The organism is Chryseobacterium sp. 2VB, assembly GCF_005503635.1.
GTDB lineage: Bacteria > Bacteroidota > Bacteroidia > Flavobacteriales > Weeksellaceae > Chryseobacterium > Chryseobacterium cupriresistens.
On sequence record NZ_SCNC01000028.1, the window covers coordinates 51,504 to 63,442 of the forward strand.

Sequence of the window (11,939 nt, forward strand, 5' to 3'; positions counted from 1 at the left end):
AGATGATTCTAAGCCCAATCTTATTCTCCGTTACGGTTTATGTCTTTCATGTCATGGTGACTTCATTTCATAATAAATCCCAGCCTGTAGCCTGGGATTCATTGCTTAAAAACATTCACATGAAATAACCATGGGATGTAGTCTGGGTTATTTCAATTATTTAAATCATACTTACTTAATTCTTAAAACAATCTGTTATGAAGGGATCTCAAGGCTTCTATCTTATACGCAGATGAAACAAGCAGTGAAATATTATTTTCACTTCCTCCGTAAGAAATCATTCTGATCGGAATATGTTTTACCGCCTCGGAAACAATCGTAGCATATCCGTTGTTGTTTTTTCTGAAATCACCTACGATACAAACGATAGACTGTTCGTTATCAATCTCAACGGCTGAGAAAGATTCCAGTTCTTTCACAATTTCAGAAAGATAATCGGTTTGGTCTATGGTAAGTGAAACAGCTACTTCAGAAGTAGTAATCATATCAATAGGAGTTTTGTAGCGTTCGAAAACTTCGAAAACCTTTCTTAAAAATCCGTAAGCCATCAACATTCGGGAAGACTGAATACGGATTGCCGTAATATTATCCTTTGCTGCTATAGCCACAATCTGATTTTGATTGGTAGCTTCCCCGGAGATCAAAGTTCCGGACGCACTTAAATTCATCGTATCCAGCAATCTTACGGGAACATTATATTTTCTTGCCGGAAAAACACTTTGCGGATGAAGAATTTTAGCTCCAAAATAGGATAATTCGGCAGCTTCGTCAAAGCTAAGTCTGGCAATAGATTTTGTATTTTGAACATATCTCGGATCATTATTATGGAATCCGTCAATATCTGTCCAGATCTGGATTTCTTCAACCTGCAGTGCTGCCCCTAGTAATGAAGCGGTATAATCTGAACCTCCTCTTTGTAAATTATCAATTTCACCCTCAGCATTTCTGCAGATGTACCCCTGGGTGATAAATAAGGTTTCCTCCGGGAATTCTGCAATTTTACGCTCTGCATGTTCTCTGATGTAATCGATATTCGGTTCTTTATCTTCATCAATCAGCATGAAATCAAGCGCTGACAATAATACTGACGGAACTTCAATTTCTTTTAAATGTAAATGGAAAAGCGTTGTTGAAATAATTTCTCCCTGAGCCAGAATAACACGCTCTGCACTGGAGTTAAAGTTTTTATTTTTAAACTGATAAAACAGATCAAATATTTTGTCAATGAATAGTAATGCTTCTGAAATACCTTCTTCAGTTTTAAATAGCTCATTGACAAATTTTTTGTATTTGTCGTACAGTACATCAATATGTTGGTAAGCGGCTTCAATATCTTTGTTCTCATACAGCTCCGATAATTTTACCAAATCGTTTGTAGTTCCGGAAACAGCTGATAAAACAACAAGGTGTTTATCTGCTGCCTGAGATCTGATGATCGGTAATAACTGTTCGATTCTCTCCGGACTTCCTACTGAAGTTCCTCCAAATTTTAATACTTTCATAATAGATATAAATTGTTAAATATTTTCCAAAAAAAAAGAGCTTGTCGTGATGACAAGCTCCTGATATATTTTAGTTTCTAACCAAAGGAAAATGACTCACGACGTTCGACGTAAGTTCTGTTTCTTTGCTTTTTTAAGGTTAGATAAGTTCATTTTCTTTTTTTGCTCGGCAAATATACGGATTTTTATTAATCTCACAACAAAAATCATTTTATCTGACATTTATGCCACATTAACTCCGAAAATATGCCCCACCAATGCTGTAATTCCCATCGCAACGGTTCCCCAGAAACAGATTCTTAATACCGCTATCTTAATGCTGGAACCTCCGGCTCTGGCAGAAATTGCCCCCAAAAGCATTAAAAAGATGATTGAAAAACCATATTGGAAATACACCATTTGTTTGAGTGGCGCCAAAAGAGAAACGGTAAAAGGCAGTAAAGCTCCCACAGCAAATGAACCGAATGAAGCCATTGCTGCCAGCAATGGCTTGGCCTGTGTTATTTCATTAATTCCCAGTTCGTCACGGGCATGTGCTCCAAGCGCATCGTGTTCTGTAAGTTCAATAGCTACCTGCATTGCCGTTTCCTGGGTACAGCCTCTTTTTTCATACACTTTGGCCAGTTCTCTAAGCTCTATTTCCGGCATCTCTTCAAGTTCCCGCTTCTCGCGTAGCAAATCTGCTCTTTCTGTATCTTCCTGGGAACTTACAGAAACATATTCACCGGCAGCCATAGACATTGCCCCGGCAATCATACCTGCTAATGCAGCAAGGATAATGATATGACGTTCCGGTTCTGCCGCCGCAACTCCAATGACAATACTTGTGGTGGATAACAATCCGTCATTTGCTCCCAATACAGCTGCCCTAAGCCAGCCTACCCTGTTTACATAATGTTTTTCCAGCTGATGATGCATAAATTTTCTTTTTGGTGGCAGGCTAAAGTTACCCAATATTTCGTCAAGAATCATTTTAAATTATATTCATTCTTATAGGGAAGGCTCCCCAATACAGCATTAATACACTATAAATCAAAACATAACATTACAAAACAGCATCATTCTGTTCAGAAAATCCTATTTTCTTATCTTTGCAGCAATGAATTTATTATATATCAACTGGGATATTAATCCCGAAATCGTCAATATCTTAGGACTTCCCATAAAATATTACGGATTATTATTTCTTACGGGACTTGTTTTATCACTTAATATTTTAAAAAGAATTTATAAAAAAGAAGGCCTTAGTTCACAAGCCCATGAGGCTTTATTCTCCTACGCCCTGATCGGAATTCTGGTGGGTGCAAGACTGGGGCACTGCTTTTTTTACGATTTTGATTATTATTCACAACATCCGCTTGAAATATTTTTACCTATTCAAAAAGGACCGGATGGGGTTTATCATTTCACCGGATTTGCAGGTCTTGCCAGCCATGGCGGCGGTATTGGTCTGGTGATTATGCTTCTCATTTATGCAAGAAAATATTCTATCCCATTCATGACCGTTCTGGACGCCATAGCGATTGTACTTCCGCTGGGTGGTACTTTCATCAGGCTGGCCAATCTCATGAATTCTGAAATTATAGGAATTCCTACTGATGTTCCATGGGCTTTTATCTTCCGTCAGGTTGATGATCTTCCGAGACATCCGGCCCAGCTTTACGAGGCCATCTCTTATTTTATCATTTTCCTCTCTGTTTATTTTATCTACAGGAAGAATATCTTTAAAATCGGAAAAGGGTTTTATTTCGGAATAAGCATTCTGCTGATCTTTATTATGAGAATCCTGATTGAATTTATCAAGGTGGATCAGGTAGAATTCGAACATGGAATGAGCTTAAATATGGGACAGCTTCTGAGTATTCCGTTTGTTCTTCTCGGATTATTCTTTATGATCAAAAGTATACTGGAGAAAGGAAAGGTTAAAACCACTTAATTTCCTTATTCTTTTACCATAAAAGAACTCACTGAAAGTTGTTTTCAGTGAGTTCTTTTTTTTAATGGATTTACAAATACTATCTTGTTGTATATCCGCCGTTGGCAAATATGGTCTGCCCCGTAATCCACCAGCCTTCTGTTACCAGGAATTCCACCAGCGGAGCAATATCCTTAATATCGGTAAGCCCTCCCAATGCGGATGCAGACTTATGATAAGCGACAGCATCGTCAGTTTCCTGTCCGTAGAAGAAAGGAGTATCCATCGGACCAGGTGCTACTGCCGTTACAGAGATACCTCTTGCCCCAAATTCTTTCGAAGCCGCTCTTGTAAAATGCTCTACCGGTGCTTTTGCTCCTGCATACGTGGAATACAATCCGGTGTACGCTGCCAGCAATGAAGTAACAATCGTACAGATTTTTCCGTGATCGTTTAGTTTTTTACCCGCTTCCTGTAAAAAGAAATACGCAGATTTCGAGTTTACATTGAACATGGTGTCATATTCAGCTTCCGTCGTTTCAGAAAATGGCTTTTTCAATACCATCCCAACAGTATTGATGGCAATATTCACTCCTCCGAAACGGGAAATAGTTTCATCGAAAAACTTCGTGATATTGTCTACTTTGGTAAGGTCTCCCTGAAATAAGAATGCTTCTGCTCCTAATGCCTGTACCTCAGCCAATGTTTTTTCACTTTCAGCTCTTGAGCTTTCGCTGTTGTAGTGGATAGCCAGCTTTGCTCCTTTTGAGGCAAAATCTCTGCTTAATAATCCTCCTAAGTTTTTACCTCCTCCGGCAATTAAAACCACTTTTCCCTGTACATTTTGTGTTGACATGTTTTTATATTTAAATGTTAATAAAACAAAGGTCAATAATAAAAATGGCCTCAACATGGTGAAATTTTCGGGAATTTTTATTTATTCATTTAAACCGAATAAAAAATGTTTATTATTTTATGTAAACAATAGTTTTTAATAGAATGCTATTTACCAACCAGATACACTTCGGAACACGTCATTTCAGTTAAACACTCCTATATAATTCCCAAACCAACCTCCATTTTAGGCATAACATTTGATACCTTCCTCCCGTATCACGCACCACCACTTCATTTTTAATATATTTTTTTATAATCCTCAGACTTCTGAGGATTTTTTTATACTATTATTGCAATTTTATGTAACGCTTCATACAGAACACAAGCATCAATTAAAACCATTTCTGATAATCAATCATTTAAAACCTGATTATTCATTTTATTGTTGTATATTTGCATATTAATAAACCAAGTCATTACTTTGTTTTCTGTAACGACCCGAATATTTTTTATTCAGTCTTTGCCTTTTGAGCAGCCATCTTTTTAACTTTTATTCTTCTATTAAAGAACAATACTTGTCGGAATTTTAAAGCTCTGTATGATTGGAAATATCCAAGACAGGAAACATCGGCAGGCTTTATAGGTCTGATGCAGACCAGATTGAACCAATTAATTTATAGAAACTAAATACTAAAAATAATTTATGGCAGATTCTTTTTCTAAAAAGGAAAATTTCAAGAAAAAAATTCAAAAGCAAAAAGAAAAGGCGCTAAGACGCGAAGAACGTAAAACGAACAACAACAAAGGGAAGGACATGGAGGATGTATTCATGTACGTGGATGAATTCGGAAGATTAACATCTACTCCCCCTGAACAAAGACAGGAAGTAAATCTTGATGATATTCAGTTGGGTGCAGCACCTATTATTGAAGAAGATCCAAGAAAAACAGGAATTGTTACTTTCCTGAGCGAAAAAGGATATGGTTTCATTACGGAAGATAATTCCAAAGAAAACATCTTCTTCCACAATAACAACTGTGCAGAACCTGTAAAAAAAGGAAACAAAGTATCTTTCGAAAAGGAGAAATCTCCTAAAGGATTTTCTGCTGTTGAAATTCAGCTTGTTAAATAATATGTACTAAAAGTGATTTTGTTCTGACAACAGATTCATTTTAAACCATACACAAAGAGACTGCCCGTTAGGACAGTCTCTTTTTTTAGGGACATATAAAAAAAGTTAACTTATAAAAAGTTAGATTGTAACGCAATATGCCGGAATTATCTCAATGATCATTACGGGAATCCGTAAAAGAAGCTGCCTGAAAAGACAGCTTCCTTCATCGTAAAAAAAGTAAAAATTAATCCAGTTTCCCTCCTAGTGCTTTAAACAGCAGGACGTTATTTCTGGTATTCTGATGCTGGAACTGCAGTAAATCCAGTTCAGCAGTTAATTTGCTCTTCTGTGAATTGATCAGTTCAAAATAGTTGGCGTATCCTGTAAGGTACAGATCATTGGAAACCTCAACACCACGGTCGAGAAAGCCTACTTCTTCTGATTTCAGTTTCAGAACACGTTCATATATCTTGGTCTGTTTCAAAATCGACTGCAGTTCATTAAAAGCTGTTGTGATACTTTTCTGATAGTTTAAAAAGGCAATTTCCTGCTCTTTGCTCGCTACCTTAAATTCATATTTCAGCTGCCCTTTATTGAAAACAGGAACCATTAATCCTCCCAACAATTGTCCGGCCAGTGAACTTGGTTTAAACAGGGTTTCAACGGAAAAAGAATTCAGTCCGAAACCGGCCCCCAGATCAATCTTGGGATAAAAAGCAGCTCTTGCAGCCTTTGCATCAGCCTGAGAAGCTTCTAAAACATAATAATTGGCAGCTACATCCGGTCTGGAATGGATCACATTTTCTACATTAATGGTTTTATTTAATACTTCCATATTGGTAGGCATCAGTATTTTACCGCGCTTCACCTCTCCGCCATAGCTTCCCGTTAATGTTGTGATCGCCTGCTCTACTGTAACGATTTCCACTTTGATGTGTTCAATCTCTGCCAGCCAGTTGTTATTCTGGGCTTTAAACTGCTGAACTGCCAATTCCGTAGCTTTTCCCACTTCACGCTGGGCCAGAACAATTTCAAAGGCTCTTTGCTGAAGTTTATAGTTTTTCTGATAAATCGCAAGACGGTTATCTAAAGCAACCAGCTGATAATAGAGATTCGCAATATCGGTGAAAAGCTCTACCTGCAATAATCTTAATCCTTCCGTTGAAGCGAGATATTTCTTCTGCGCAGCAATCTTCTTATTTTTCAGCTTTCCCCAGGCATCAATTTCCCAGCTGCTTCTTGCTCCCAGCCAGTAATTAGGAGTAAAATCCCTGTTGATTTTCTGGTCTTCCGTAATATTAGGCGAAAGATTGGTATCATAGTTTCCCACACCTTCCATTGTATATTTTCCATAATGATTACCGGAAACCTCTGCTCCCACTTCAAGGGATGGCAGCAGATCCATCTTTGATCTCTGAAGGAAGCTGTTGGCAATTTCCACCCTTTGCCGGGCAATCTGGAAGTCCGGATTTGCCTGAACTACTTTATCAAAAAGCTCAAGCAGCTGCGGATCCGTAAAGTAAGCTTTCAGATTGATCTGCCGGAACTCATCAGGGTTTTTATTTTGATCTGCTTTAATAATCTCTTCTGGTAATTGCTGAGCTTTTTTCAGCTCCGTTACTTTGGGAACAGCACACGAAACAAGGCTCAGTGATGCTATTCCGTACAATATATTTCTATGATTTAATCTTTTCATTTTTCTTCTTATTTTCAAGTTTTGCAAAGAATATATACAGTCCCGGAATCACCACCAGTCCGAAGATGGTTCCAATCAGCATTCCTCCTGCTGCTGCCGTACCAATGGAACGGTTACCGATGGCTCCGGCTCCTGATGCAATACACAAAGGAATAAGCCCTGCTACGAATGCAAAAGAGGTCATCAGAATCGGTCTCAAACGCTGCCTTGCCCCTTCAATAGCTGCAGGAATGATATCAAATCCCTGCTTATTTCTTGCCACGGCAAATTCCACGATCAGGATGGCATTTTTGGCCAGAAGTCCAATCAGCATGACCAATGCTACCTGTGCATAAATATTGTTATCCAGCCCCGCAGCCACCAATGCGATATAGGAACCGAAAATTCCTGTCGGAAGGCTTAATAATACCGGCATTGGAAGAAGGAAACTTTCATACTGTGCCGCTAATAAAAGGTACACGAATAAAAGACAGATCGCGAAGATATAAACGGTCTGGTTTCCTGATAGGATTTCTTCTCTTGTCATTCCTGACCATTCAATATCGAATCCCCTTGGTAAAGATTCTTTGGCTACACGTTCCACAGCAGCAATAGCATCCCCGGAGCTGTAACCGTCTGCGGGTTCTCCATTGATCATGGCCGACATATACATGTTGTACCTTGTAAGCACTTCAGGACCGTATACCCTTTCGATGGTAATGAAGGTGGAGAAGGGAACCATTTCGCCTTTATCATTTTTTAAATATAAATTCAGAATACTTTCAGGGGTATCCCTGTGCTCAGGACTTGCCTGCACCATCACTTTATACATCTGGCTGAAACGGATAAAGTTCGTAGCATAGTAAGATCCCAGCATCGTCTGCAGCGTAGACATCGCATTGTCTACCGAAACTCCTTTCTTTGCTGCCATATCATAATCCACATTGATCATGTACTGCGGGAAAGTAGCATCAAAGCTGGTAAAACTGTTCTGCAGTTCGGGCGCTTCATTGAGTTTTTTAACAAAATCCTTGGTGATCTTATCTGTATTTTCAATCGTTCCTCCGGTTCTGTCCAGCAAACGTAATTCAAAACCACTGGTATTGCCGAATCCGGGAACGGTTGGCGGTGCAAAGATTTCTATCTGGGCATCTGCAATACCTTTTGTTTTATCAGAGAGTTCTGCAATGAGATCATTTACTGAAATACTTCTTTCTTTCCAGTCTTTAAGGTTAATCATCGCCATTCCGTAAGAAGAACCTGCAATTTCAGTTACGATGCTGTACCCTGCAAGTGTGGTCACGTTTTCTACTCCTTTGATCTTCTTGGCAATAACCGTCACTTCATCCAACACCTTTTCAGTTCTTTCTACCGTTGCGCCCTGCGGAGTGGTAACACTTACGTACACCATTCCCTGGTCTTCCATTGGGATAAATCCGGTTGGCAGGAATTTACTGGTCACAAAAGTAAGTCCTACAAATAGAAATAACAGCCCGAAAGTTACCGTAGTTCTTGTGGCAAATTTTGATAAAATACCTACATAACCATTCGTCAGTCTTTCAAAACCGGTATTGAAGCTCTGGAAAGCCCTGTCGATGATCGTTTTCTTCTTATTGTGGTCATGAGGTTTTAAAATAATAGCACAAAGTGCCGGAGTAAGTGTCAATGCATTCACCCCAGAAATCACGATACTGATGGCCAGCGTTAATGAAAACTGACGGTAAAATACTCCTACAGGACCATCCAGGAATGCCACGGGAATAAATACGGCAGACATTACGATCGTAATCGCTACTACCGCTCCTGCAATTTCTTTGGTAGCACTGATGGTGGCATCCATCGCATTCATTCCTTCTTCCATTTTCACGTGGACGGCTTCAACGACGACAATGGCATTATCGACGACAATTCCGATGGCCAGAACCAACGCAAAAAGGGTTAAAAGGTTGACAGAAAAATCCAGCATATTCATAAATGCAAAAGTTCCTACCAATGCTACCGGAACAGCCAGTACAGGAATTAATGTTGAACGCCAGTCCTGAAGGAAAATAAATACTACAATTCCTACCAGAATAAAGGCTTCAATAAGGGTTGTTAACACTGCACTGATGGAAGCATCAAGAAATCGGGAAACATCATAAGCCATGTTATATTCCATTCCCGGCGGAAAAGAAGTGACTTTTAATTCTTCCATTTTTGCCTTTACACTTTCAATCACTTCAGATGCGTTGGAACCCGGGCGCTGCTTCATCATAATGGATGCAGAAGGTCTTCCGTCTGTTTTGGAAACCATTCCGTAGTTCATGGCTCCAAACTCCACTTTAGCAATATCTTTAAGCTTTAAAATGGTTCCGTCCACATCAGATCTGATGGGAACTTCTTCATATTGTTTAGGCTCAAAAAACTTTCCTTTGTATTTTATAACATACTGAAGCTGGCTTGAGGTTTTACCAGAGGTTTCCCCTACTTTTCCAGGTGCAGCGGAAATATTCTGTTTTTGCAGGGAAGTGATTACCTCATCTGCAGAAATATTGTACGCTGCCATTTTCTGAGGATCCAGCCATACTCTCATCGAATATTCTTTCTGTCCCATAATTTCAGCACGTCCTACTCCATCAATACGTTTCAATTCCTGAAGGACGTTGATATCCGTAAAGTTATAAATGAACTGTTCATCCTGGCTCGGATCTGTACTTGTGATATTAAGGTACATCAGCATACTGTTCACCTCTTTTTCAGTAGTTACCCCGGCTCTGATTACCTCTTCAGGAAGTTCATCAAGAATAGTGGTTACCCTGTTCTGAACGTTTACTGCTGCCACATCAGGATCTGTTCCTACTTCAAAGAACACCTGAATAAGGGTAAGACCGTCATTGGAGGTTACCGTAGACATATACGTCATCCCCGGAACTCCGTTGATGGCACGCTCCAGAGGAAGAGCCACCGCATTGGCAGACACTTCAGCATTCGCTCCTGTATATTTTGCTGTAACGGTTACTGAAGGCGGTACAATGTCGGGAAACTGGGTGATGGGCATTTTCAGCAATGCCATAATTCCCAGCAATACAAATAATATGGAAATAACCAACGAAAGAACCTTTCGTCTTATAAACATTTCTACCATAGTCGATTGATTTAAAGATTATGAAAGGTTAATACTTCTTTTTGATTTTGATGATATCTCCATCTTTTAAAGACTGAGTTCCTTCATAAATGATTAAATCTCCTTTTTTAAGACCACTTTCCACCATATAAGAATCTCTCAGGGTAGTTCCGATCTTAATATTGGTCATTTTCACTTTATTCTGTTTATCCACAACAAAAACATAGGTCTTATCCTGAATGGAGAAGGTCGATTTCTGTGGAATAAGGATCGCATTATCCTGCTGTTCGGAAATGATAAGCTTCCCGGAAGTACCGTGTTTGATCAAACGGTCCGGATTCGGGAAAAGCACTTTATATCGAATAGAACCTGTAGTTCTGTCGATTTCCCCTTCGGCTGTTTTCAAAGCTCCGTTGAACTGGTAATTCACCCCGTTAGGCAGCGTCAGCTCAATCTTTTGATGGTTTCCGATCTTATCATTGGCCAAAAGCTCAAAATATAGGTTTTCAGGAATGGAGAAATATGCATACACCTCATTCAGTTGTGAAAGTGTGGTTAATAAAGTTCCGTTTTCCACTAAACTTCCGTCTTTATGAGGAATCACATCAATCACTCCATCAAAAGGTGCTGTAATTTTTGTAAAGCTTATTTTCTGAAGAACCGATCTTTTTTCTGCATCGGCAAAGGCATGTTTTGCCTTTGCTGAAGATAGTTTTGCCTTTACCATTTCCAGCTCGTTATTAGCTACAAATTTCTTGGCATGAAGGCTCTGAATCTGCTTCAGCTCTACTTCTGCAATACGAACGTCTGCTTCAGTCTGTTTTAATGCTGCATTGGCTTTCAGAAGTTCCATTTGCAGCTCAGCATCATTAATTTTGAATAAAGCCTGTCCCTGCTGAACAAACTGTCCCTCATTAACATAGATATGCTGGATAATACCTCCGATTCTGGAACGCATTTCAACATTTTTTTTAGCCTGGATATCGGTCACAAACTGGTTGCTCACCAATGTATCTTTTTCCTTGATTTCCAGTACGGGAACTTCTTTATCTTTTTGATTGTTTTTTTTCTTGTCTTTACTGCATGACACAGCGAATAATGTTGCAAGAATGCAAATTATTACAGTTTTAAAATACATTTTTAAATGTTTAAGTTATAAGATTTCCGTTAAAATGATTTGGCATTCAGAAACTTAAACCTAATACAGCTGGAGGAGATGGAGAAAGGATTTAACGCCACAAATTGTGGAAACCGCAATCTCAGGAAGGGAAACTTTTGGAATAACTTTTAATATTCCTGAAAAGTCTGCAATGGCAGAATCATTTTTTTTAACTGAATGTTTTACAATTTTTGAAGCAGCAGGCAGCGCATGCGTATTCATATCTGCTTCCTCGTAAACATCCAGAACATGAATATTGGTTACAGGAGGAACATGAGGGATATTTCTCAAAGACTTTTCCGCCCAATTCGAATTGAAAAGGGAAAAAACCAGTATGATATAAAGTAAGAAAAATGACCTCAGACCTGCCATGTCAATCAGAATACTTTAGTTTTTCAGTAAAAACGATAGTTGTGCAAAAATAGGCATTTCTACTGGAAAATCCGGCCATGGAATTGTTAAAAAAACTTAAACAATTAGTGAATCCAACTTTTAAAATTCTGAATGAAAAATGGGATTAGGTTTTGGCTCCTATGTTTGCAAAAGAATAAATTTACATACAAAGCAAAAGGGGTGAGAGAACAGTTTTGGCTAAATAACTCAGGAAGTATATTGTGCTTTAGAAATGTCCTCA

At 38.9% G+C, this 11,939-nt stretch carries 9 protein-coding genes; 2 read left to right on the plus strand and 7 right to left on the minus strand.

Going from position 1 to position 11,939, the window contains the following annotated elements:
* Positions 1-182 precede the first annotated feature (182 nt).
* Complete coding sequence (locus tag FFS26_RS19520; protein WP_110009185.1) at positions 183-1,502, minus strand: aspartate kinase; 1,320 nt, start codon at positions 1,500-1,502, stop codon at positions 183-185.
* Between the two features lie 222 nt (positions 1,503-1,724).
* A complete protein-coding gene (locus FFS26_RS19525) occupies positions 1,725-2,420 on the minus strand; it encodes a VIT family protein (protein WP_137905886.1) in 696 nt (231 codons plus the stop codon).
* Between the two features lie 181 nt (positions 2,421-2,601).
* Here FFS26_RS19525 and lgt point away from each other — a divergent pair, with 181 nt between their 5' ends.
* Entirely contained in the window at positions 2,602-3,438 is an 837-nt protein-coding gene (lgt, locus tag FFS26_RS19530) for a prolipoprotein diacylglyceryl transferase (protein WP_137905887.1), read from the plus strand.
* Between the two features lie 79 nt (positions 3,439-3,517).
* Here the strand turns inward: lgt and FFS26_RS19535 are convergent, their stop codons facing one another.
* On the minus strand, positions 3,518-4,273 hold the full coding sequence (locus tag FFS26_RS19535) for an SDR family oxidoreductase (RefSeq protein ID WP_137905888.1): 756 nt from the start codon (positions 4,271-4,273) through the stop codon (positions 3,518-3,520).
* A gap of 684 nt (positions 4,274-4,957) precedes the next feature.
* On the opposite strand from FFS26_RS19535, the gene FFS26_RS19540 reads away from it, so the two are divergent.
* Positions 4,958-5,386, plus strand: a complete 429-nt coding sequence (locus tag FFS26_RS19540) for a cold shock domain-containing protein (protein ID WP_002981005.1) — start codon at positions 4,958-4,960, stop codon at positions 5,384-5,386.
* 226 nt (positions 5,387-5,612) lie between these two features.
* Here the strand turns inward: FFS26_RS19540 and FFS26_RS19545 are convergent, their stop codons facing one another.
* Genes FFS26_RS19545 through FFS26_RS19560 form a run of 4 tightly spaced genes read right to left on the minus strand, consistent with a single transcriptional unit; the run spans position 5,613 to position 11,677 of the window.
* The gene (locus tag FFS26_RS19545) at positions 5,613-7,064 is read right to left on the minus strand and encodes a TolC family protein (RefSeq protein WP_137905889.1); all 1,452 of its coding nucleotides are present in this window, start codon (positions 7,062-7,064) and stop codon (positions 5,613-5,615) included.
* Positions 7,045-10,167: an efflux RND transporter permease subunit gene (locus tag FFS26_RS19550; RefSeq protein WP_137905890.1), complete on the minus strand. Its 3,123-nt coding sequence runs from the start codon at positions 10,165-10,167 to the stop codon at positions 7,045-7,047. The genes FFS26_RS19545 and FFS26_RS19550 overlap by 20 nt, the downstream gene beginning before the upstream one ends.
* Before the next feature lie 28 nt (positions 10,168-10,195).
* Positions 10,196-11,284 carry an efflux RND transporter periplasmic adaptor subunit gene (locus FFS26_RS19555; protein ID WP_137905891.1) on the minus strand — a complete coding sequence of 363 codons (1,089 nt, stop codon included), beginning with the start codon at positions 11,282-11,284 and terminating at the stop codon, positions 10,196-10,198.
* A gap of 60 nt (positions 11,285-11,344) precedes the next feature.
* Positions 11,345-11,677 carry a hypothetical protein gene (locus tag FFS26_RS19560; RefSeq protein WP_137905892.1) on the minus strand — a complete coding sequence of 111 codons (333 nt, stop codon included), beginning with the start codon at positions 11,675-11,677 and terminating at the stop codon, positions 11,345-11,347.
* Positions 11,678-11,939: the final 262 nt, after the last annotated feature.

Coding starts and splice junctions, on each gene's coding strand:
- FFS26_RS19535 (WP_137905888.1), bottom strand. CDS start 4,273: ATGTCAACACAAAATGTACAGGGAAAAGTGGTTTTAATTGCCGGAGGA.
- FFS26_RS19560 (WP_137905892.1), bottom strand. CDS start 11,677: ATGGCAGGTCTGAGGTCATTTTTCTTACTTTATATCATACTGGTTTTT.
- lgt (WP_137905887.1), top strand. CDS start 2,602: ATGAATTTATTATATATCAACTGGGATATTAATCCCGAAATCGTCAAT.
- FFS26_RS19520 (WP_110009185.1), bottom strand. CDS start 1,502: ATGAAAGTATTAAAATTTGGAGGAACTTCAGTAGGAAGTCCGGAGAGA.
- FFS26_RS19550 (WP_137905890.1), bottom strand. CDS start 10,167: ATGGTAGAAATGTTTATAAGACGAAAGGTTCTTTCGTTGGTTATTTCC.
- FFS26_RS19540 (WP_002981005.1), top strand. CDS start 4,958: ATGGCAGATTCTTTTTCTAAAAAGGAAAATTTCAAGAAAAAAATTCAA.
- FFS26_RS19545 (WP_137905889.1), bottom strand. CDS start 7,064: ATGAAAAGATTAAATCATAGAAATATATTGTACGGAATAGCATCACTG.
- FFS26_RS19525 (WP_137905886.1), bottom strand. CDS start 2,420: ATGCATCATCAGCTGGAAAAACATTATGTAAACAGGGTAGGCTGGCTT.
- FFS26_RS19555 (WP_137905891.1), bottom strand. CDS start 11,284: ATGTATTTTAAAACTGTAATAATTTGCATTCTTGCAACATTATTCGCT.